Below are 23910 nucleotides of genomic sequence, written 5' to 3' on the forward strand. Positions count from 1 at the left end.
TTTTTTGATGCGCTTATGGTTCTTCCGATGAAACGGGTTCGAACAGTTAATACATACTTTCCTTGAAAAAAGGGGCCGCAGCTGCAGCCCCAAAGGATGAATGCTATTCGTTGGTTTCACGCCGAGCAGGATTAAAGTACAACGTGGTGTCGCCCTTGATCTTGATCAAGACATCGACCGATTCTGTATGTCCATTCGACCAGGTTGCGGTGAACCTGAATGTGTAATTCCCATCGGTTAGCTTCTCGTTATAGTCGTTGTCTACCATTCTTCCAGACCAATTGATTTGATTTCCGGAAGAAAGATTCACAGCAAAAGGAAATGGCGAACGAGTAACGCGAACCGAAGTTGCTTTCGTACTGGATGTGCCGGTATCCGTTGTGTTGGCTCTCAGCATGAAAGCTTCACCGGCGACGAACATATCAGCTGTTCGTGGATACTCCGGATCTCCGCTTACCTCACGGTTATAAGCCTGCCGCAATTCTTCGTAACGGGCGGTGTGTTCGACGAAACCGATAATCGAAAGATCGCTTACCGCAAACGTCTTTGTGATCGTATCAGATAAGCCGTAAGGATCCGTCACCGTGAGAGTCGCCGTATAAATGCCTTTTATAGAACCTGGAATAACGACATTCGTTGTTGTGGCCGTGGTCGTTACGCCATTAGGATTCGTTACCGTCCAGGAAGAAGTAACAGCATCCCCATCCGGATCCCACGAAGTATTTGTAAGAGTGACCGTATCACCTTCAAAGGCCGGTACCGGCGAAACGGTAAAGTCGGCTACCGGTGGCCTATTGGTCAAGAAATACTTTACATCCACATTCGACGGCGCATTAAAAGCATCCCACGTTTGGATCGTCATGTAATAGGTAAGACCGCTCGTCAAAAGGCCATTAGGAATATAGAACGAAGTGGCCGACGACGAAACAATTCCAGTGTCTTGAATAAGGGCGTTATTATCTGCCCGGTAAATCTTTAGCTGGTACTTTGTTTGTACATCTTTTTCCGGATCGCTGTAATTCCAAGTAGCCGTAAAAGGCGGCGTATTCGCACTCGGATTATTTATATCCGGCCCACTTGGATTCGTCAGCGTAACGCTCGGACTCAGGTTCACCACATTCAGGCTCCCGGTCGCTTGCGCGCAAAGGGAATGGTTATTACAAACGACTTGACGCATTCCCCAAAGTCCAAGTATGTTCGGTCTAAATGTCCAATCTTTGCTTGTAGAACTTTGATATTCGCTCCCCCCTGGCGGCGTTAAATAATAAGCATAGCTTGTAATGTAACCGCCCTTATTGGGGTCACTAGCCTTTGAAATCACATTCACCGTATCGATCCTAGTCGCCGGATTCGGTGAAACGGTAAATCCAGGAATGGGTCCGACATACGGGTTAATATAGATGTTCATTGTAAAGACTTCCGACTTGGCACCCAATTGATCCACGACATAATGCTCCAGCGTGTAATTACCGCCCTCTGAAAAGAATGGCGTAATCGTAGAAGTTGAAAATTGCTGGCGCTGGCCGCTTGGAGCAGTCAACGAAAAAACATACTGCAAGCTGCTGCCGTCTTCACTATCCGGATCGTAAGCGCCGGATGTATACGTATAACTCATATTGATGAATCCGGAAGTCGGGCCGCTCGCTGTGGCAACCGGCTTTTGGTTAATAACACTAACCGGCTTCATCGTAGAAGCAGAAACGCCGTTTCCATTCGTTGCAACAAGCTTAATTTGCCAATTTGGACTCACTGCGTTTTTCCCAAGCCCAAGGCTTTTAAAAGTAAATGTCGGGTTTGTTGCCGTCCCTAAATCGAAAGTGCTTGCCCCGTCTTTAATAGCGTACCAGTGATAGCTTACCGGGCTTCCATCAATATCCGGGTTCGGTGTCGTATTGGTGATTATAACTTGCTGATCTCGCGTATTTGGATCCGTAACGGTAAAAGATGGTGCAGGGCCGTGTACAGCCAATTCCTGTATCTGCGTATAAGGAGCAGACCACAGACCAACCGCGTTTTGAACAACTTCGGTTATGGAATAATTTCCTTTCGGATCGATTCCGGATCCGCTTGCCCAATTGCGAAGATTATCAACGCTCGGGGTCGTGGCTCCACTATATATTTGCGTTCCATTCTTTATGACCGACCACGTACGATTCGTTATAGCCAGTCCGGCCGGATCGTACGAACGATCTGTCAGCGTAAAAGTGCCGTATAGATAAGCACTCGAAGGGTTCGTTTCAAAAATTGCAACGGGCGGTAAGTTCCCGCCGCCAATAGCCTGCACGAACGGATCCGACCAATTATTCTCCATATCCCGGACTTTGAGCTGAATTAAATAAACGTCATTCGGGTCTATACTCGTTGGCTGGCCACTGTTCCATGTCGTTGATTCAACTTGCCGCCAGCTCCACTGCCATTCCTGAATGCCTCGATTCAGCTGCGATAGATGGTCAAGATCGTAGGAATAATCCCTGATCGTTACATTGCCGCCGTTATCGGAAGTAGCTGTGAACAAAGCGATTGGCTTGCGATTCACATAAATAATCATCTTCGATTTATTATCCAGGCTCCAATACCAAAAGTTAGTAAACCGCCAATCATTTTTCGGATTATCTTGTGCTTGATATTGGACAATATACTTGCCGACTTTATCAAAACAAGAAATAGGCGAAGATACATATTGGCCGGAGGTACTGATGATGCCTTGGTTATTTTCGAAGAAATTCGGTTCATGTGTAATCAGCCATCGTTCAGCATTCTTCGGGTCGCTCTCCCGATCCGAATAGCGTACTTGATAGTCTACACAGTCATTCAGCAGCAAATAGGTGGAAACGATCGAATCATTATTTGCTTTCGTGACAATCATATTGACCAAATTATTCAAAGCCGCATCCAAATTGCTGTTATCGAAATAAGCGCCATTATTATTATTTTGGGAAATTAAAGTCAAATACTGGCTTTGATTTTTCCCGTTTCCTAACCCAATGAAATTCACAGAATTCGTTATAAGCTTACTTAAAATACTTGCACGCTTACTTTTTTGAGTCAGCTCACCAATGTAATTATCGCTAATATCTGCAAAATACCGTGCAGCCCCATCACGCCACCCTGCATTCGCTAGCGGTACATTGATGGAAAAATCGTCGGCCATATTGGGTTTTGCCGTCATTGTAACTCCCATAGGTGCCCCATTACCAACACTTTTCCCAATTAGAAATTTTGGGCTATCCCCAAGAGCTTCAATAGGAATACGATCTACAAGTATAGTTCCAGTTAAATCATCAAATACCTTAAAGAAATCTCGATACTTTGTAACCCAACGCTCCCCCCATAAGTATACAGGGTCATAGAGAGGCGGGTAACATCCACAACCATCATCGTAATCAGGACTATATTCACCCGTTGGTTCCCAATGATCGAAATATTGATACCTTTCTAACTCTTGATAAGGTTCCTGATACCTTAGAACGGCTTTATCATCAAAAGTGTAAGTGTCTGGAATATCATTGGCACCATTAGATAAAATTGTTGCTGATTGATTTCGCATATTAATTTTTACATACAAATCATTTTGTTGTGTCACAGTAGGTTGACAAGAGTTTTGGTATGAATTTCCAAGATATCCGCACCATATATACGCCATACCTGTATTACGAGATAACTTATACGGCGTTACTTTTGTATTTGAAGAGAACGATCCCCCGAGTGTCCCGGAACCAAATGGGCCACCATAGGTTACTGAGGATTGTTGATATACCTGCCCATAATACGAATACAGAACCGACCCATCCGCTGACGCATCAATGAAGTAATCATAATGAATAGAATTACTTAATGTTCTTACTATTGATGGGTATCCGGTTGAATATTTATAGAGATAAACATTATTCAGATATTTATAGTATATTCCATCAACAGTATCTCTTAAATTACTTGGCGAATCGCCATTACCAGTCGATGTCCAAATAACAGAATACGTGCTAGTTTGAGGATAGACCACAATTAGTTTTCCAGTTGTGCTTTGTCCGGCAAGCGAGTAGCCAGTTACATAAACGTTTCCGTCACTACCCGCAATCATACTTACTCCGCCTGCCAATCCAAATGCATTATATGCGTTGTCCATAATCTTGCGCTCTGTTTGCGTGGACATGTCATATTCATATAACATTGAGGTCATGCCCGTGCCATATTCTTTTAAAGCTATGTAATACATCTTATTGTTCGGACCAATACTGACACCCTTAAAACCCGCATAAGTGTCGCCATAATCATTAACAAGTCTCGTTCCATCATATACCTTTGTTTCACCAGTCGCATAATCATAAGAGGCAACCTTATTGTACCAACTACTACATCCGCCATAACCATAATAAGATGCACATTCTCCAGTGGAAACCATATAATAAAACTTTGAATCTTTCTTTTTTGTCGAAGGATTCACCTGAATTCGGGCATCAATATTATTAGCAGCAAGTGCAGGAGTTAAAATACTATTCGCCTTAGCCTGAACGGTTGAAAGACTGTACTGCGTATTGTCCAAATTCAGAACAAGGTCAATTTTTTTCTTTTTGGTCATTCCGAAGCTGGTGATCGGTGGTACGTTATCCACGACGACATCCGTTTCTGTATTCGGTTTCGGGGTCGCGTAAACACTTGAAAATGTAACCAGCAATATAAGGATTGTCATAAAAACGGTACGGACGAACTTCTTCATGTGTCCTCCTCAGAAAGAGGGAGGGACTAAGACCCTCCATGTTATTCCCACGTATTTGAGCTTCGATAATCACTAGCAGTAATAAATTGCGGAATCGTCGGTTGTCCAAAGCTTTCGGTAACTGAGAGCATTATGCGATATTTACCGACTTGATTTGTTACATAAGTTATATGCGTACTGTTGCCGCTGTTAATGAGGATTGGCGTTTCATCTGAAAATGACCCGTTATTATTTGTGTCATAGATAATGTACCAATCTCTTTGTGTGATCGGATCCCCATCAATTGAATAGCTCCGATCCCAAATCTCTATTGTTGCTTGATTTCCATTGTTTGGGTCACGGAGAATCGATCCTACGACATCAAAATCAGCGATGGGTTTATAATCCGGTGTGATAGTCACCTGTCGAGTAGTTGTATCTGAAAGATTTTTCGTATTTGTTACCGTAAGCGTTAATTTATAAACCCCAGGATTCTTGAAAAGTATATCGTTTTCAGTACTGTAGAATGCGGTGCCAGGTTTAATGTCGCTAACCGTCCCGCCAGAAACAGGCGTTATACTCCATGAATAAGAATTGATCGGGAACATTTCCGGGCTACTGCTACAGGAACCGTCTATAGTAATTTTCCGATTTTGCTTTAAAGTCCCTGACTTAATATCTATACATGCTATGGGGTAAGGTGGCGTAACTTTAACCGAGCTGGAAGCTGATGCCGACATTCCTTTTTCGTCCGTAATGGTTAAACCTATGGAGTTTGTCCCCTCGTTAAAGTAAACAACCTGGCCGCTCATTTGATTTGTCAGTTTATTCGCACTGCCGGGCGTTGACCAATCAAACTTAGTGATTGCTCCGTTTGGAGAATAGCTGCAACTACCTGATATCTGCAAGTAATCTCCCGCCCGGACAGTTGGGTTATTTCGAATACATGCTGTTGGCTTCTGCAGTGGAATCGGTGGATCCGGTGGCGGTGGTGGTGGAACAGGCTGTTGTGTAATTTCCACCGATGTATCTGCGGGCGCATCCAAGTAATATTGTGAGCCATCAAATTTGCAGTTTTGCCCCACGCAGTTTCCTTTAAAGAACACATACACACGCGTTTTAAAATTTTGAGTATAATCGGCATTACCTACGTCACTAGCAGGAATCGTAAAGTTATGAGAATCTTGGCCAGTTAAAGTGCCATCCCCCTTAATTTCCGGAGATTTGTAATCCTCAGACGGATCATGGTCCGGTTCCTTACGCTGATAGATAATCCAATGATCAATTGCACCGGGATCTACCGATTTTGATAAGGTTCCAATTGTCGTTACGGCCACCGTTGTATTCGGATTGCTCGGATCGAAAACGGTTGATCGTGGTTCTGCAATAGCTGATGCCGTTAAAGTCCAATCCGGTGATGGAGTGTATTTGAATGAAATGCCTCCAGTGAACACATATTGGATGATTTGGGCCTGTGCTTCTACAGCATAATATAGATTGACATAATATCGCCTACCTTCAACATCCGGACCAAAACCTATTCCTGGTGGGCGTGATGCATCATTTGTGATATCAACAAATTGCGTCCTCGTTTTATCAGAATCTTGAATACCCGGAATATTCCGACCGCTAAAGAGATATTCCTTATCATAATCCAGCTCGGATTGACCAAAGGAGTCGGCATAAATATCTCCTCTGCGCTGCGATAGAATTATTGAGCTGGGATCAATAAACAGGTTTGAAGTGGAGTCTCTTGTGTTGTCTATTCCAGTTTTTCCGGCTTTCACATCAGAACCATCAAACCATATTGCCCCCCTCGGACTTGGTAGATCAGGATGTGCATATGTCCCAACCGACATATCCGGTGGGTAAGCCGAAGGGTTTGAACTATCTGTTGCATTGTATTTAATTGGTGGCGGCTGACAAAAACATGATCTAAGCCATGTGTTCTTCTGCCATGCCCGTCCCCCTACATAACGCCAAATATCATTGCCGGGAGCAGTCTGAAACCTCTCTTTGTACTCATTTAAAAAACCGTACACGGTTCCGATGTCAATTCGCTCTGTAGTACTTGAATGAAGAGTAACAATGACTTTCTTATTATTCTCATCATTATCTACTTTTGTAATTGTGACATTATTATTACCAGTGAATGAAAATGAAGATTCGTCAATGCTTAATGCATCAGTAGGATATGGAACTGTAATTGTTATATCCGGGCGTTCTGAAACTTGAAGATTTTCCGGTATAGCATAATTAAACAGGGATGCATTCTCATTCTCTGCTAATGCTGCAGGGGGAACGGTCAAAATTAGAAAGACTGACGCAAGCAGACTACGTAATATTCTTTTCATTATTACTTCCACCCTAATCAATAGTAGCTAACGGATAAAGGGAATCGATATTATCTTTCTCATAACCCTGTAGAAGAACATAAGTCAGTTTTTCATGATTCGAAAATGCCCCAACATTTGTTGTAAGTTCTTCCCCGGCTTTCAAATTCCACGCCCATAAATATTCGGTGCTATTTACTGTATCGTGAATAGATTTGATTCCCGGCTCAGCATGCAATCTGTTGCTTCCGGAGACCATAAATTCCCACTTTTTGATCCAATCTTTGGATGGATACCCTATGTCATCATCGGATACGTTTTCCAGGGTTACATTTGCCCACATAAAGTAATGTTGCGTTCCAGGATTACTGGATCCAAGCTTATATTCCTTAATATGTTCCTGTGCTTCCGGAGAATCGACCGGATATACATGAATATTATTTACCGTTACTTTGAGTCCTCGGCTTTCAATAGTGAATGGAAATTGCACTTTCGGTTTCAAACCAAAAGCAATAAAGTTATTGGTCGTATCCGAGAGAATATATACCTTATTTTCCTTCGGATTGAAATTTACTTCGGCCCCTAGCGCTTCCGCAATATATCGTGCTGGTACAAACACACTTCCGTCCGTATTTTCAGCAGATGTATCCATATCGACGTTCGAACCGTTAACGACGATCTGATTTAGCCCTACGGTCACGTAAATCGTTATATCGCCCTTCTGGATCATAGCCTGGTTATTTTCCCCATTCCAGGATACAGATGCTCCCATATTCTCCGAAATGAAGCGTAGAGGCACCAATGTACGACCATCTCGATTGATGTATGGGGCAGCAACGTCCCCACCGGCCACAAATGGCTTGTCATCAACTTGCAAGGCAAGAGCCGACGAATCGGCACTTACATAGGTTTGAATTGTGCTAAAGCCGAAAACGGCAGCTGCAGCAAGCGCAATAATTTTCTTTTTAATTTTCATAAGAACACTTCCTTTATCGATTTTATTTATACCATCTCTTCCATCCCATAAAGGACGATATTGTTGGTTGTATCCGACAAAAATATAGATCCGCTTTTGTAGATCGTCAAAGTCCACCGGCAATTGCATTACCTTGAATTGCAGTATAGCAGCCGCAGCAAAAGCGATAATTTTCCTTTTATAAAGGACACTCCCTTTCTGCTTAATCATGATAGTGATATACTAATTTTACCATATACTTATATAAGTGTACATCAGTTTATATAAGTTGATATCACCATATATAAGTTGTAAAATGGAGCTGCTGGGGGTGAGATTCTTTGTCGGATCTAAAAACTAGGACACGAATTGGAAATACCGTTGATAACAAATTACTTGAGCAATTTAGGGATTTATCCGATAAAACACGTATATCGATGTCAAAATTACTGGACGAAGCAATTAAAGATTTACTTAACAAATACAGTCACTCAAAATCCGATAACAACAAATCGAAATAGGCGACTCCGACAATAAATTGGGAGCCGCCATTTTTTTATTGAGCCTTAACAAAGCTAATCTCTTTCGTGAGCGCTCCGTCTTCAAGGTATAAAACGAACGGTCCAACTTCTTCCGCATTAAGCTGATAAATTTGAAAACCCTCTATCTTTTCGCCTGGTTTTAAACTCCATTGCTTTATATACTCATTGTCGGACGATTCCACATTATATTCCGGATAAGATACATCGCCATAGGAAGCACTTACGAACCATGGAGAATCCGAACTTTCTGGTTTGGAAGCTAGGATACCATTCGAATTATTCACGAAAGAAATACCTGTTACGACGATATACTTCGTGTCCGCAGCCACATTGATATTGAATTTTGATACCCAATCGTAAAATTCGTTCGATCCTGCAGGGTAGATCCATACGTTATTTAAGGCTAACGAAAGCTTTGCCCCCTGGATTTTTACCGGCAGCTGCTTGTCCATCTTAATTCCGTATCTGACAAGGTTATTGCTGTTATCACTTAAAATGAAAATTTTACGTAGGTTTTCATCCCACTCTATTTTTGCCCCCAGCGCTTCGGAAATAAATCTCACCGGAATGAAGACGTTACCGCCCGTATTCTCAGCACTTGTATCCATTAATACATCAGAACCATTAACCGTTATTTTCTGTTGCCCAACCGTAACTTGAACTGTGGTGTTTCCCTTTTTGATCGTCGCAGTCTCCGTACCACGATCCCAAGAAATATTATCATCTGTGACACCAAGAGCATTTGATAAAAACCGAATGGCAACCATTGTACGGCCATCTTTATTTATATACGGTTCTGCTCCTCCTGCAGGAGTTGAAAACTCTTTTTCGTTTACTTGGAACTCAATCTTACTGTCGGATGCCGCGGCACTCGTTATGCCGGTAAAACAGATTAACAGCATGAGTAAGGGAATAATTTTTTTCATTTATCTCATCTCACTTTTATTAAAATGATTTATTGAAAGCCGACTTGACATTAAATTTCAACTTTATTCCATGTAGTTTTCAGCTGCCGCGGCGCTATTAGCCCCGAAATGAGGGATAATAGTGAAAGGAAATTGGATCTTTTCGATTGATTTTACTTCTTTGAAATTCATCATTAATTCGTATTCATCAGCTAATTCACAAAAGCTTTTAAGCAGATCCGGATCGAACTGGCCGGAACTTTTTTTAAGAATGGATATAGCTTCAACGTGACTTCTCTTTTTTTGGTATTGTCGCCCTTGATCGCGTATGGCACAGTAAACATCTGCCAACGAAGCAATTCTTGCCTCCAAAGGAATGTCATACCCTTTTAACCCCTCAAGGTAGCCGTTCCCATCGAATCGTTCATGGTGGTATTTCACAATATTCATTACGACTTGTGGCAGCCCAAACTTCGACATGAATTGAACTGCATCGTGAACATGACGCTTTATCATCATTCTCTCGGATTCATTCACTATTTTTTCGCCCTTTAAAATACTATCGGGGAATGTAATTTTTCCAAAGTCATGACTGATGCCTCCGAGATAATAAAGGAATGCATTTTTAGGATCGTGTTGTTTGCCAAGTAAATAAGTATATTCTGCAACCATTACCGAATGCATTGCCGTATCCGGATCCCTAAGATACAAGCATTCAAGATAGGAGGATATGAATAATACATAAAATAAATATTCTTTGGACTTCTCTATAAATTCCTTACAATCATTTGCTATAAGTTTCTGAATTTTGAGGATGTTTGCATTTATCATAAAAGATTTTTAATATGGCCTTGGCTCTTAAACCAAGGCCATACTCTCCTATTCAGCGGAATAAGACTTTGCTACCCGAATACTCTCTGTTTTTCCTGATGTTGTAACCGTTACATATACGATTCCTGCGGTTGTACCAAGCTGCGAAATGGTTACAGTACCGCTCGTTGCACCGCTTTGAACGGTCGCACTGCCTAACAGTTCATTTGTTACTTTTCCGGAATAAACTTTAATTACATCACCTGGGGTTAGTCCGAATACAGATACAGTATCTTCGCTACCTTCATTATTCACGACTTTAATAGCCTTGTAAGACGGTGGCGTTGTCGGTTCCTCTGCCCCATAGGAACGAGATACACGGCCCGATTCTGCGCTGCCAGGAGATTGAATTGTATAGTAAATTGTCCCTTTATCCTGCCCAAGATTCGGAAGTTTGATCGTCGCAATTACTTTTGTCGCTATGTTTGGTTCAAATGCTGTTGCATGGTCCCCTTGTTCAAGCTGCATTTTGGAGAAGGAATACACTCCGCTTTCAGGATTGGTAAGATATACATCAACGAAAGCAGCATTCGCCGGGGTTAAAAATGTACCGCTTTGTGCAGTAGTGGCAGTAATCAAACTTGTCGTGTTCCCATTAGAATCGATAGCATCCACAACGATTTGACCGTTATGTTCTAAGCTGTAAGTATATTTCGTATTTGCGGCAACTTTGACTCGGATAGAACTCATCTGACGAGAAGCAGTCGAATACAAGTTCATAGTATAATCGCCGGTCACTGCAGCATTGCTGTGGATCTTCCACTTACTTAATGGTGGGAACAAGTTTTTGCTAGCTTTGAAATCCATCGGTTCGAACGTTGTCACATTTGAACCAAGCTCCAGCTGTGCGCTAGTAAATACAAATGTTCCAGCACTCGTATTAGTTAATTCAACTTGGACGTAGGCTGCGTTGGTTTCTGTTGTAAACGTAGTCGATATATTGGCCTGTGTACTTGTGTATTTCGTCGAAATTACTTTCTTATTTTGATCAAGCGTTTTGACGTTTACCGTACCCGCGTTTGGATTGCCTATCGAGAACGCATAAGATGTGTTCGGAAGGACACCCGCGTCATAATATGAACCTTGTCCGGTCGCGGTTGCTTTCAACGTAAGTGAGAAATTGCTTGTTTCAGTAGCGTTGCTGTCTAAATTCCATTGTGAAAAAGGTGGTAATTGGTTTTTACCGGCTGTTGTAACAGAAATCGGCGTAGTGGAAGCATCTTTGTATAAGCGTATAATATCCGTTGCATTAACGTTATTAATTGTAATGGCATCTCTTGTACCATCTGGATTTGTAATAATTTTTACATCGTTGAAAGCCGGTGCGCCCGATTTAGGTTCTGCAACATATGATTTTGCTGTACGCTCGCTTTCAGGCATCGTCCCTCTTGTAATGGAGATATAGGCCACGCCTTCATTTACTCCGAGCTGCTGAATTGAAATGACAATGCTATTTTGTCCTGCAGTAACAGTCCCTGTTCCAATTGGCGAAGCATCCATTTTGGAAGAGTAAACCTTAACAATATCACCCGCGTTTAAATTACGAAGCGTAACGGTGTCATCAGTTCCTGTTAAATTATTTACAATCGTAATGTTATTTGCAGTGATTTGGGGGGTAACGGCTTCTCCAGCATACGTCTTAAAGGTTCGTAGGCTTTCTCCATATGGTGATCTCGTTACGGTTACGTATACAGCTCCGGGAGAAGAACCTAACTGATTAATGGTGACTACGGCTGTCGTATCAGCTGCCGTTATTGTTCCCCTCACGGTCGTATCAAGCGGATCCTGGTATACTTTAATAATGTCGCCAGGATTCACATTTACAATGGTTACGGTATCAGAAGTCCCCGGAGGATTATTAACTACGGTAATTTGTGATGCATCATATCTCGGTGTTGCTGGTTCTGCAGTATATTGTTTGGAGACTCGTTTGCTCTCCGTATTAGATCCGGATGTACTTGTAACATAAATTGTTCCTGCAGCGGTTCCTAACTGATTAATGGTGAAAGTAACGGCTGTCGATCCTGCAGGAACCGTTTTTGTATCTAGGGGGTTTGTTGTAGAAGGATCAGTATAAATCTTTACAATATCACCAGGATTCAACCCGGAAACAGTTAACGTATCCGGGGTGCCTGCTGGGTTATTGACAATCTTAATATTTGTAGTTAATGGAGCAGCGGTTTGGGCTGCTAAAGCCGTATTTACCGGAGTCATAACCCCAACGGTAAGAGCGGCGGCAAGCGTTACGGATAGAGCCGTCCTTAACAATTTATTTTTCAACGCGAGTCACCCTTTCGTATTTATGTTTCTTTAAGGTAACGGATATGGATATTCAAAAATGACGTTTTTGTAAATATACCCATCGTATGAATACGTACTATGCTTAACTGCTTTTGTTCGAATTTCATAAATAACTGCCGGACCCTTAATCGTTTTATTAATGCCATATTGCGAATTTACATAATTGTAAGGGAACGTCACACCACTTTGATCGTCGATATAATCCTCGAAAATAATTTCTACCGGATTTTTCAATAATGTATTAGGCTTTGGTGACAAATCCGGTTTAAGACTCATATTCTTAGCAAACGTATCTTTAAAGGCTTGGAGAGCCTTATCCCTTACAAAAACGATTTGGCCGTTTACTTTTAAAGCTGGATTAACTTGCAAGGCAGCATCGTGAGCTGCCCGATGCAAGCTGTATTTAGATCGATCATGTATAGTTGTATTCGAAAATCGATCGACATTATAAAATTGCATAAATATTAAGAGCAAACCGAGCGCCAGGAGTAAAAGTGTTCGATTCATTGATTTTCACCTATCAATATATTCACTCATCATTGTTGCATAACGAGTAATAGTTTTAGGTGAATTATCTGCATTACCAAACATATTCTGAAATATCCATAGAGGGGTCGCTTTTACTGTTAGCGTCCCTTCTATGTAATCGCCTCTCGGGGTAATCGTTGTGGTACCGACAAATACAATACTACTTTTCGGTACGAAAAATTTTTGATTCAATGTTACCTTCATTTCTTCGATTATTTCTGGCGTGAACCTCCCATTTTGAAGCGATGAAGCTTTGGCTATTCCTTGATTAAGAACTATTTCAACAGCATTGCTCCGGATGTTAAATAATTCATGAAGGGGAGGCTGAAATAAATAGATGATCAAGAAATATACTGTCAACATCTCGGCTAAAGCTCTTGTAAACATCGATTTTCAGTCCTCCCTTAAATAGCGATTGATTAGGATGGCATATTGATATTATTAAAAATATCTGATACTTGGACATTCATGCCTTTCAGTAACAACCAAAGGCCCCCAAAGATGATAATCCCAATCGCAAGAATCTGACCTGCAATACCCAAAAGTTCACCAAGAGTTCTATTAAACATGCTTACATCTCTCCTCTTTTTATTTTAGATTGTTTAAGTTACTGCCCATTGCGGCTATCATTTGCATAACCACATACAGGATATCTAGCATGTAAATAATTAACGGAATAAAAACTAACGTATTAACAATCGCGCTTGTACGCATCCTCCCTTTCTGACGATTACCTCTCAAGGTCGCAACATAAGAGTTTTCACGATTTGCAATTAGTTCATGAAGGTTTTGCTGATCCACACTATTAAGACCGGCAATAATTTTACATACCTCGATAGCTTCCTCGGTTCCTATGTCCCTTCCTATTATATCCATCACCGCGTTAATTCCGATCTTCGGTTGGCGTAACCCTTTATTGATAGAAGGCCGGATACGCGGCGTGTACTGCCGCAATTTACGTAAAAGATCAAGAATGTTTACTGTCTGGTCTTTGGATTCCTTTAGTTCATCCGTAATCATGGAATAAAGCAAGAACAGCTCTTGATTATTAAAGTATTCCTTTTGACCCTGATAGAATTTAAAAAAGGATTTCATTGACTTCTTTTTGGGGTTGGTGACGACTAAAAGAAAGATAACGGGTATAGCAAGCCCCAACAGCTTAGATACCATATCAAGTTCTGGATTGGTATAAATGCGGTAGATCCCGACACCAAACGCCAATAGAAATATGACGTAACGTATTGTCTGAAACTTTTTTGCATTTAACCCAAAGGGAGAACCGGCTACGATAAATTGTTTTTCTAACTCTTCTGTTATGAAGAAATCCTTAATTTTAAGATTCTGATATTTTAAGCGCTGCAGCAAAGATTCCTTACTTGGAAATTGATCCATATGAAAAATTTTTCGAAGTAAAAATGCTGCATATATATAAAGGAAAATAAAACCGGTATAGAAAATCCATTTTGCTATTTCGAAGTTCACGGCATCACCCCTTTAATGTTTTTTACATCAATGTCCATTGTATGCCCTCCTATTCGACCACATAATTCAAATATCCCAAATTAATAATCATTAGGCTGACGGCTAAACCACGCTGCCGCCAATCTCGCAAAGCCAATTGATATTACCGAAAGAATGAACATAAATTGTCCAGCTGTTGTTTGAAATTGGTAATGCAAAATGCTAGTATCCGAAATGTTAATACCAAATGCTATCCCTAAAAGTGTGCCGGGGAATGCAACAATATGAAACCAACTTAAATACCACATATCAACTTTGTTACCCATTTCTTCTTGAATGTCTTTTATATTTTGCTGAATTTTCAAGTCAAGACGAGTCAGTGTATCTCCTATGTTTTCTTTCGTTTTAAGAGCTTTAAAAACGGACGCTCCAAGTTCTCGCGCAAATGATGTGTTAATGCTGTATACAAAACTTTCTATAACCTCTTTCAATTGCTCATCTTTCACATAGTTTTGGTCCACACGCACGATTTGGGTAATATGCTTTTTGAAAATAGGGTATTCAATCTCCTTGTTTACACTGGATAAAATGTTACGCATTTGGGGATTGAATTCACTACTATACTTGGATGCCAACATGCCGGTTAAATCAGCTAATTTATACCCGCTTTCTAGCCGGATCTGTCGCAATTTCAAACGATGTCGGAAAAAGTTCCCAAAAACGAACAATAACCCGAAAAACGATCCAAAAAAATATGATTTTGTTATAATTCCAAGCAACACAGTTAGGATTCCGAATGATGCTCCATGGAAGATAATAAAACTTTGAAGCGCAGTTTCCTTTCGGTAATTATGCTTCGTATGCTGCAGCATTTTATCCAGGTCACTTGCCCATTTTTCAATGAATGTAGCTTCTGTCTCTATTTCTAAATTTTCATTTTTAAGATTCCTGTTTCTCAGTTTGATCCTTCGTTCCAAGGCGATCTTATCGTTAAGCGATAAAATGGATTTCTTGAAAAGCAGCCACATTCCATAACAAGTAATGATTCCCGCGATTAGGTAGATTACGTAACTTGTAAGCACATACAGCTGCATGTTATTTCTCCTTTACAGAAGTCTGCATCAGAGCGAACATTTTTTCCATCGCCTCTGCAGTACGCTGCTGGGCCTGAACCAATTCCTCCGTAGCCAAAGCTAACCGGTACTGCGGATCCGCTATTGCTGGGTTGAATATCGTAACGCCTTCGCCTTCCGGAATAGGGAATTGATTTTCTAGTTCCTGGAGAGTTTCGACTACAATATCTGCCCATTTTTTATTGATTAATCTCATTTCACGAAGTAATTGCCCGCTGAGATCGCAGCGAAATTCGTATTTTTCGCTGATTTCATTAAACCTCATGATTTGATGAGTGCTTATTTCACCATTCGAGCGGTTATAACGTATTTCCTGAATACTATTTAGTCTCTTTTTCTTTTCTTCATCTTGCTCAAGAAGGATGACCAAATCCAAGTATTCAGCAACGCGTTTTTCTTCGGCCTTTTGGTCGGAACCTTTATTGTAACGACATATAAGCCTTGCCCATTGTTCCGGGAGCGTTTCAGGCCGCCATAGATGCGTTGTTGATAGAAAACCTTTTTGAAGCTTTTCACACATGATCATCGCACCTTCGGCTTCATACAGCCGAACCTCCTGAATGATACCGTAATCGGCATCAGTCCGAAGCGCTTTTTCAAGTGCATCTTCAAAAGGAGTCCCCCGCGTTACCATTTCAATAAATTTCTTATTCGGATTGTCTCGGCTAACCCCAATTTCGTAATCTTGTTCAATACTAATTCCTGTTATGTGATCTTCACGTTCTTTTACTATTCCTTTTAAAACGGTAGTTTTACCCGTTCCCATTGGCCCTGCGATAACGGTATTGCAATGAGTTTTTGAAATGCCTATTAGTATGGGCAGAGCCACAGGGTCAAACAGCTTTTTATCGATTGCAAGTTGCTGCAGACTGTGACCTTTTGTTAAGACTCGTCTATAGGTAATGACAGGCCGAATCACGCGCGGTTTAACAAGAATGGATACACGTTCACCTGTATAAAGATCAAGCTCTAATGATGGATTCTGTTCGTTGACTTTTGCATGTTCTTTTTGCGTTTCTAATCCCCGAATAATCTTTTCAATGACGTTTTCGGATTTCAATTCAAAAGGCATAAGTTCGAATTTGCCTTTATCGTTATTAAAAATCCAAATTTTGTTGCCGATAGTCTGCATCGCATAACTCTCGGGGTATTTAATCCAACAAGCAAGCGCGTTCCATCCGTATAGCTCATGAAAGATGGCATGAGTCAGATTACTGTACTTCCGCTGCTCATCGATTGCAAAAAGATGGATGTCCACGTAGTATTCGGGAATGATTACGTCACGGATCTTATGATTTGTAAGAAACGTTTCTATTTTTTCAAGTATGGTCGTTACGTTCTCTGCTTTACCTATAATGGCGAATAGTTCAAGATCGATAATTTCATTTCCCTCTTTGGTATCTGCTCGGGATTCAAATTCCTTTTTCATTATTTCTCCAAATTGCGAGCAAACCTTGTCGAAGCGATCTGTGTTGATATTACTTACAAACCTTACATTTTTTGAAAAACCCTCTTCATTTTTTTTCTGTTTATGATGCAATCCTTGTTTTTTACTAAACTCACTTACGTTAAATCGTTTTATCCTCGTACTAGATTCACTCAATCTTAAACTCCCCTTCCGAAACTAAAAAACATTTTACGTTTAGGCGCGGGTTTTTCGAGTGCTTTTAATGGAAAGGTATAATAATCACTCAATGCATCAGCAACGCGATTTATTTCTTCGATATATTTTCTATCTTCAAATTCGAACAAATTTTTACGGTACTCAATTTTATAGAAGTTATTGTAGTAAGCCAGGTTTGCCATACATGGCAGCTTATATTCTTCCTGCAGCTGCTTATGCGTTTCAACGTCCGGAGTCGTATACATCATATTGCAAATCATCCATACATTATTCGCATTTTCCAATTCCAAACCAATTTCACGCACTAGGATTTGTTCCTTCAAGCGGATCCAATTGTCTTTTGCCTGTTGCCTTTGATTCGTTTGCACCAGTAAAAAGTCACTTGCAAGAATCCCCTGAACTGCAAGCGGAGTGTCAATATAATGCCCTGCATCTATAAGAACGAGATCAAATTTCTGCTTGGCAAGCTCAATGAGGTATTCAATTCCTTCTGGCGTATAAGTATAAATTTTTATAAAATCTCTGTTACCGGCTAAATATCTAAGATTTGGAGATAGTTCATCCATTTTATCGTAGAGGTCATCGGCGCGCAGATAATTACTATCAAGTCCCCCCCATATTTCGTCCAGGTACTTTCCCTTGTAATCGATGAAAGAAACACCAGGATTGAAGCCATTAAGCCCTAAAACACCCACACGAATGTCGCTAAATTGGGTTATCTGCTTTCCTAACATGAGCAAAGTCGAAGTAAGTCCGACCCCGCAGATTGCAGCCATTCCAGTCACGACATGGCTCGTTACTTTTTGTGAAGCAAACAATGATCTGCTGATTTCATCGACAATTTGTTTGATCGAGCGGAATGGAAGAATAACCTTGACATTATGTGCTTTACACATACTTTGAATTTTTTTAGCTTCCAAAATATCTTCTTGGATCGAGAGGACGTAAAACATTATTGATTCAGGGTATTTTACTCGCAACTGAATGATATCTGTAAGTTCAGCTTTATCATCCGTTACAACAATGAGGTTATCCTTACCGTCTTGAATGTCATCGGATAAATTTACACTTTGAACCGATGTGATACCATTCATTCCCTGAATCTCTTCAATCAATATCAAATTGCTACTAATAACAAATGTGATCATGTCGCACTCCACCTATCTGTAAGTAACGATAAATTTATATCCTCTGTTGCCAAGATCAATTATGGTTTCACGTTGCTCTAAAGTTAATATAATCTCAAATCTACTTACTGGCCCGTTAGGCTTTTTCCGATCCTCTCCAGATTCCACTTCTTGGTTATTGCTCATTTTAGAGTAACTAACAGCAATATCGTTTAATTTTTGGAGTATATCCGGAGAAATCTTTTCTTCATTTTTCCCCTCTACTGCGGAATCTTTAGAATTTCTTGCGGAACTTGCTGCTGTTGCATCTTCTTTTTTCACTGGCGAAAGTGTAACATGATCGCCTCTTAGCAAACTTCCTGGGGTAGATAAGATCCAATCATTTGGTAGCGCCATATTTACTTGATTATTACCGGGGACGAGTTGATTCATTAGCAGCATATCCTCTGTAATTTGCTCCCCTGATCTAATTATTCGGGTTGTTTCTTGGCCTACAATCTTATTTAAATCCGTTACATTTTTTTGAACTACTGTCTCAGCTTTAACCGGGATTTTTTTTAAATCTATAGCCTCAATGATATGGCCACGTTGAATTTCCCGACTGGCTTGTATAACCTCCACCGTTCCCCATTTAGGCTCAACAAACTTAGTCCATACATAAAGAAGCAATACGCCAGATGACATGACAAGAGTAAAAAGAAATATTTGCACAAATCGCTTCATGTTCTAACTCCTTTGCCAGAATTTCCATAGACTTTTTTTCTTGTCTGATAAAATACTGTCCAACATTGATTTATACATAGAAATGGTTCGATTATCATTTTTATGAAGGTCTAAAGAAAAACTATTTTGGTAAAACGCTAGTTGAAAGTATGCGATCTCTTGTTTGCTAAACGTTGTCTTAAAATCTTCATATCTCCGATCATCTGACAGATTTGCTAAGACATTTATTTTTTTCATAATACCTTCATTCTGAAAGTAAGCGATTAGTTTAGTAAATCTGTCAAAATCCCAATCCGTAGTACAAGTCGTTACAATATGTAAATTTGATCTTACAAATTCATGAAAATATATGGAAGAACGATTCGCATTTACCAACTGACCCATATCGAGAACAATATATTCATAATTGGAGTAAGCTTCATCCAACCATCTATCGTTATTGCTTTGCTCCAAAAAAATATCTACGCCATTAAAGTTGTAACCGTTATTTAAATATTTTGATTCACCGTCTGCATACAAATGAAATGTATTTGGACTAAAATCCGGATCATTACGTTCCAGACAAGCCGTTTTAAATCCATCATTAGCAAGTGTTTGAGCAAGCTTTAATGCTGCAAGCGTGGATCCGGTTCGACGATCTGCGCCGCCAACGGCAATGATCATTGTTCCAATGATTCGATCCTTATAAATTACTTTCTCTTTGATTCTTGGTGGCGGTGGTTCTAGTACGAGTGATTCAATGTGATCCAAAATCGCACTATCGGGACCACTCTTTATTTCTTTTTCCTCTTGCCTACTTCTCTTTTCTTTCTGCTTCGTTTCTTTTTCCTTAACATTTTCAACAGTAGCGCCGGTGCTAATGTCCCAGCGGGCCGCATTCGCGTAAGAAACTGGAACGAGCAGCTGCTTTTGAATTAGATGAGATAGTGTTTCTTCTTCAAATTCACTTTCCTCTTCTTCGTTTTCGTCATCGTCGTAGCTGGTTTTCGGTGCAATAATATCCCATACTTGTAGGCCAACAAGCGCAGCAATTACCGGATCTCCTGGTTCCCGATCCGGAGCTAACAAGATAATTCGTGAATTTCTCGAAAGTCGGAATTGCTTTATTCCTTTTATTAGGGAACTTTCATCCGTACAAGTTATATCCAAGATCAATGTTTGGACGTTTGCTTTTGCCGCGGTTTGGCAGTATTGCAAAAACGTGTCTGATGAAAAAGTCCCTATTTTCTCATAAACGACATTTTCATCTTCAACAGCATGTCGGACATCCTGCGCGTACATTTGGCTTATTAACAGTCCAAACAAATTCGACCATCTCCTAACAAAATATTGCATAAAACGACAATTCTAGTGCATAATAAGGACTACTGGATATATTAAACAATTTGATATAATATACCCATTGTTAGCTGATTACCATATGCACTTTGACCCATTTTTTACTTCTACATATTATATCTGTTTTCAGAAAAAATGTAAATAAATATCTGTTTATGGAAATAACCTTAAAACTTACTTAATAATTATAAAATTTAATTCCATTATGCTAATATTGATGTTATATAAGCTGACTAATATAAGCTGACTACTATGTTATATAAACCAACGATAGGTGATAATGTGAAAATCGGGAGTAAATTTAAAAGAATAAGAATTGATAAAGATATGGTAATTACTGATTTAACTAAGCTAACGGGGGTATCTGTATCAAGTATTAGTGAAATTGAAAATGATATAAGATCCCCAAGGTTAGATACCATCGAAAAGCTTTGTTCCGCTCTAAACATCCCCATCATGGAACTTCTCCCAATCGAACATCATATCTCGAAAGAACGTTCTTTAACTAAAGATGAAAAAGAGTTTGTAGAACTAATGCACCACATGTCACCGGAAGAACGGGAACAATTAATGTCTCTACTCAAACTCTTATTTCGTGAGCGAATGGAAAAAAGTAAAAGAAAGAAAGAAGTAGGGGATGAAAATTAATATCCCCTATAAATCCCAACTTGCAAACCAGGAATATTGAATACCGAGCCATACTTTCCTTTAATATATCGAAGGGATGCAATTGTATTATCGACCGGGTTATAAATATCTTCATGCCCAGGAAGCTTGTATGCCTTAAACGTAGGCGGCATGACTTGACACAATCCTGTTGCATGTTGGAAGCCATCCAGCAAAGAATACCAAACGGCTTGCGGATTGTAAGCTTTTGGATTTCCCGAACTTTCTTTCATGACAAGCACTTGCATTAACTCCATCCATGATTCATCGATGTCCGGATCCACTCCATGCACAAGCGCAATAGCCTCCCTGATAGCCTGATTTATTTCTTCCGGTGGTAAAGCCGTTTCCGAAGCCTGCAAATCAATTGTCATATAGCGCCGAACATCCTCTTTTTGTCTACTCGAAAGCCCCATGAAGTCCATAGCTTCATCCAGAGAACGTTGAAAGAATACTTTTTTATAATAAGAACAATCATGACTCTCGCCATCGTCACCGGTACAAGATTGTTCGACTAAAACTTCCTCTTCATAAATAAATACATCTTTGTAAGTGTATGCCCTTGACGCATTGGACTTATCAAATCTTTGTTCTAGTACAACCGCTTCAATGGCCATGATTTCTTGCCATTTTACATTCAATTCTGTCTCTTGATTCATCTGTTTAGCAGCTTGTATATAGGTGTTATACTGCGAATCCGAAGCCGCTGGAATATGAAGTAAGGCAACGGCCGGAGCAACGACTACGACAGCCAAGAGAGTAATAGGAATCATAATGATGAGAACAACCGTTTTAAAAAGTTTCTCCGGTGGAACAAAGGAGGCCAATACCTTGACGGCTTTGGCCGCAACAACTGGCAGAGCCATTATCGCCCGCCTGCCTTTCCGAACAGTTCCAGTTCAAACGGTGTAGGCTCAACGTGGACATGCAAGCGACGATTACCAGCGACAAGGAGTGCATCACCACGATTACCTTGCTGTAACGCTTCTTTTTCTTTTTCACTTAATGACATCATCTTTGCCAACGCTTCTAAATCTTTATCCCCCTGGCCCATCAAAATTTTATAAGTCGGGTTATTGATCAAAGCCTCGGCATACCGGCGAACGGATGGGTCATCAAAGTCAGCAATGTTTTGTGTAATTGTCATTAGACCGCCTTCACGTTTCCGAATCTGTTTATTGACATTCCGGAGCCATTTAAGCGGCTGCGGCACTTCGGGATCGGCCAGCAAGTATGCTTCATCGACACCCAATAAATCTTGCTGCATACGGTCTAAGTTAATTTTATTCCAAGCAAAGCTGCAGACATTGAAAAATTGTGTACGCATAATTCGTTCGTCAGCAGATAAAAGGGTATTAATGTCAAGCACGACAAAATCGGAATTCATGTTGGTATTCGTCGGGCCATTCCAAAGGTGGCTATCTGCACCAATGGCAATCGGACGAATTGCCATTGCAAGTCGTTCCCATACCTCTTTTTGCGGTTCGTCGATTCGCTTTTTCTCCAAATAAATAAATACATGTTCCATGATAGGCCAGTCATCTACACCAACCAAATCAAGGTTTGTTTCCCAATAAATCGACTTTTCTGCATATACCTCTTCTAACGCTAATTCAAGGTAGTTAAAATCCAAAGGCTGTAAGCCATGGCAGTAAAGACGGAAAAAGGTTCGAAGGAACTGAAAGTGCATGGCCAGGTTCCCTCGGGAAGCTATTTCCTTACTTATAAGACGGTCATCGTCATCCTCGTCGTCATCATCTTGCGGCGTATCCCTTGCTTGCAGGGGATTGATTCTCCCCTTCGTTCCCCCACCGCAATCAATCCATGCGCCCCCAAGCTTTTGACACATATGCTTGTATTCACGTTCGGGATCTACCATGATGATGTTGGTATCTTGACCATATTCGTTCAGTATGATTTTTTTGACTGTTGTTGATTTACCAACCCCAGGCTTACCGCTTAGGAAAATATTGGAGTTTGTACGACTTTCGCCCCGATACCACAAATCTGCCAGCACAATACCGCCAGCTTTATCCGTACCAAGCAAAATTCCTTTCTCGTCCTTTAAACCGCTATATACCATCGGATAACCAGCTGCCACACTCTCAACCGGCATGTTCCGGTAGCCCATTTCTTTTATATCAGGGTCTAGGATCCCCCAAGGTCCCACTGTTTTTAAAGCTTGTTCTTGCTTAAATAAAGGAGTTCTCGCCCGCATACGCATACCGGAAATTGTGGCTTCAACTTCCTTTGTACGGTTATTTAACTGCTCCATATCAGCAGCAGCTATGAGGATAACGCAAACCATGTTCGCTACATTTTGTTGTTCTGCGTCAATCTTTTGAAGCAATTCTTCGGCAAGCTTTTTTTCGTTTTTAACCCGTTCGATTGCACCCGGATTCCCACCATTAATAAGCTTCCCTTCAAGTTCGCCTAATGCGATGTCAATTTCCTTCTGTAGTTCATGCCGATCAGAGGAATATACATGGTAACTGAATACAACACCGGGCAAGGTTGCAAGTTTCGACAACCATGCTTCTTCGACCTTTGGCGGGTAAGCATGAATGACGAGAACACGTTGGCATAAATCACCGTTTTGGATTGACCTGGGCTGAAAATCAATGCCCATAGGGCTTATAACATCAAGTAGTCCAGATAGATGGGAGCCGGTTTGTTGTCCCTTTTTCTTCTTTATGATGGTTGTACTCACA

The 23910-nt window shown here is 40.6% G+C and carries 19 protein-coding genes; 2 read left to right on the forward strand and 17 right to left on the reverse strand.

The features are described from left to right. Window positions 1-103 precede the first annotated feature (103 nt). Genes ABES02_RS29360 through ABES02_RS29370 form a run of 3 tightly spaced genes read right to left on the reverse strand, consistent with a single transcriptional unit; the run spans window position 104 to window position 8212 of the window. The gene (locus tag ABES02_RS29360) at window positions 104-4714 is read right to left on the reverse strand and encodes a hypothetical protein (RefSeq protein WP_430141506.1); all 4611 of its coding nucleotides are present in this window, start codon (window positions 4712-4714) and stop codon (window positions 104-106) included. 41 nt (window positions 4715-4755) lie between these two features. Further along, window positions 4756-7002: a hypothetical protein gene (locus ABES02_RS29365; RefSeq protein WP_430141507.1), complete on the reverse strand. Its 2247-nt coding sequence runs from the start codon at window positions 7000-7002 to the stop codon at window positions 4756-4758. A gap of 58 nt (window positions 7003-7060) precedes the next feature. Then, window positions 7061-8212: a copper amine oxidase N-terminal domain-containing protein gene (locus ABES02_RS29370; protein WP_430141510.1), complete on the reverse strand. Its 1152-nt coding sequence runs from the start codon at window positions 8210-8212 to the stop codon at window positions 7061-7063. A 110-nt stretch (window positions 8213-8322) separates the two neighbouring features. Here ABES02_RS29370 and ABES02_RS29375 point away from each other — a divergent pair, with 110 nt between their 5' ends. Continuing rightward, entirely contained in the window at window positions 8323-8502 is a 180-nt protein-coding gene (locus ABES02_RS29375; protein WP_430141512.1) for a ribbon-helix-helix domain-containing protein, read from the forward strand. A 35-nt stretch (window positions 8503-8537) separates the two neighbouring features. Here the strand turns inward: ABES02_RS29375 and ABES02_RS29380 are convergent, their stop codons facing one another. The 12 genes from ABES02_RS29380 to ABES02_RS29435 form a co-directional block, all read right to left on the reverse strand. Continuing rightward, the gene (locus tag ABES02_RS29380) at window positions 8538-9449 is read right to left on the reverse strand and encodes a copper amine oxidase N-terminal domain-containing protein (RefSeq protein WP_430141513.1); all 912 of its coding nucleotides are present in this window, start codon (window positions 9447-9449) and stop codon (window positions 8538-8540) included. Window positions 9450-9512: 63 nt separating this feature from the next. Next, window positions 9513-10112, reverse strand: coding sequence for an HD-GYP domain-containing protein (locus ABES02_RS29385; protein WP_430141515.1), 600 nt, complete (start codon window positions 10110-10112; stop codon window positions 9513-9515). A gap of 195 nt (window positions 10113-10307) precedes the next feature. Further along, window positions 10308-12578 carry a hypothetical protein gene (locus ABES02_RS29390; RefSeq protein ID WP_430141516.1) on the reverse strand — a complete coding sequence of 757 codons (2271 nt, stop codon included), beginning with the start codon at window positions 12576-12578 and terminating at the stop codon, window positions 10308-10310. 30 nt (window positions 12579-12608) lie between these two features. Beyond that, complete coding sequence (locus ABES02_RS29395) at window positions 12609-13106, reverse strand: hypothetical protein (protein WP_430141518.1); 498 nt, start codon at window positions 13104-13106, stop codon at window positions 12609-12611. A 6-nt stretch (window positions 13107-13112) separates the two neighbouring features. Further along, window positions 13113-13514, reverse strand: a complete 402-nt coding sequence (locus ABES02_RS29400) for a hypothetical protein (protein ID WP_430141519.1) — start codon at window positions 13512-13514, stop codon at window positions 13113-13115. A 32-nt stretch (window positions 13515-13546) separates the two neighbouring features. Next, on the reverse strand, window positions 13547-13696 hold the full coding sequence (locus tag ABES02_RS29405; protein ID WP_430141520.1) for a hypothetical protein: 150 nt from the start codon (window positions 13694-13696) through the stop codon (window positions 13547-13549). A 19-nt stretch (window positions 13697-13715) separates the two neighbouring features. Next, window positions 13716-14609 (reverse strand): hypothetical protein, encoded by an 894-nt coding sequence (locus ABES02_RS29410; protein ID WP_430141521.1) that lies wholly within the window; start codon window positions 14607-14609, stop codon window positions 13716-13718. Between the two features lie 80 nt (window positions 14610-14689). Continuing rightward, window positions 14690-15682 carry a hypothetical protein gene (locus tag ABES02_RS29415; protein ID WP_430141522.1) on the reverse strand — a complete coding sequence of 331 codons (993 nt, stop codon included), beginning with the start codon at window positions 15680-15682 and terminating at the stop codon, window positions 14690-14692. A gap of 1 nt (window position 15683) precedes the next feature. Next, window positions 15684-17324 (reverse strand): ATPase, T2SS/T4P/T4SS family, encoded by a 1641-nt coding sequence (locus ABES02_RS29420; protein WP_430141523.1) that lies wholly within the window; start codon window positions 17322-17324, stop codon window positions 15684-15686. A gap of 2 nt (window positions 17325-17326) precedes the next feature. Next, window positions 17327-18493, reverse strand: coding sequence for a hypothetical protein (locus tag ABES02_RS29425; protein WP_430141525.1), 1167 nt, complete (start codon window positions 18491-18493; stop codon window positions 17327-17329). 12 nt (window positions 18494-18505) lie between these two features. After that, on the reverse strand, window positions 18506-19195 hold the full coding sequence (locus ABES02_RS29430; protein ID WP_430141527.1) for an SAF domain-containing protein: 690 nt from the start codon (window positions 19193-19195) through the stop codon (window positions 18506-18508). Between the two features lie 3 nt (window positions 19196-19198). Then, window positions 19199-20500 (reverse strand): hypothetical protein, encoded by a 1302-nt coding sequence (locus ABES02_RS29435; protein WP_430141528.1) that lies wholly within the window; start codon window positions 20498-20500, stop codon window positions 19199-19201. 315 nt (window positions 20501-20815) lie between these two features. Here ABES02_RS29435 and ABES02_RS29440 point away from each other — a divergent pair, with 315 nt between their 5' ends. Then, window positions 20816-21181 carry a helix-turn-helix domain-containing protein gene (locus ABES02_RS29440; protein WP_430141530.1) on the forward strand — a complete coding sequence of 122 codons (366 nt, stop codon included), beginning with the start codon at window positions 20816-20818 and terminating at the stop codon, window positions 21179-21181. Here ABES02_RS29440 and ABES02_RS29445 read toward each other — a convergent pair. Beyond that, complete coding sequence (locus ABES02_RS29445; protein ID WP_430141531.1) at window positions 21178-22065, reverse strand: transglycosylase SLT domain-containing protein; 888 nt, start codon at window positions 22063-22065, stop codon at window positions 21178-21180. The two genes, ABES02_RS29440 and ABES02_RS29445, sit on opposite strands and share 4 nt — an antisense overlap. Then, on the reverse strand, window positions 22065-23909 hold the full coding sequence (locus tag ABES02_RS29450) for a VirB4 family type IV secretion system protein (RefSeq protein WP_430141532.1): 1845 nt from the start codon (window positions 23907-23909) through the stop codon (window positions 22065-22067). Before ABES02_RS29450 ends, ABES02_RS29445 begins: the two co-directional genes overlap by 1 nt. Window position 23910: the final 1 nt, after the last annotated feature.

Origin of the sequence: Neobacillus pocheonensis, from assembly GCF_050477905.1 — a bacterium.
Taxonomy (GTDB): domain Bacteria; phylum Bacillota; class Bacilli; order Bacillales; family Cytobacillaceae; genus Neobacillus; species Neobacillus pocheonensis_A.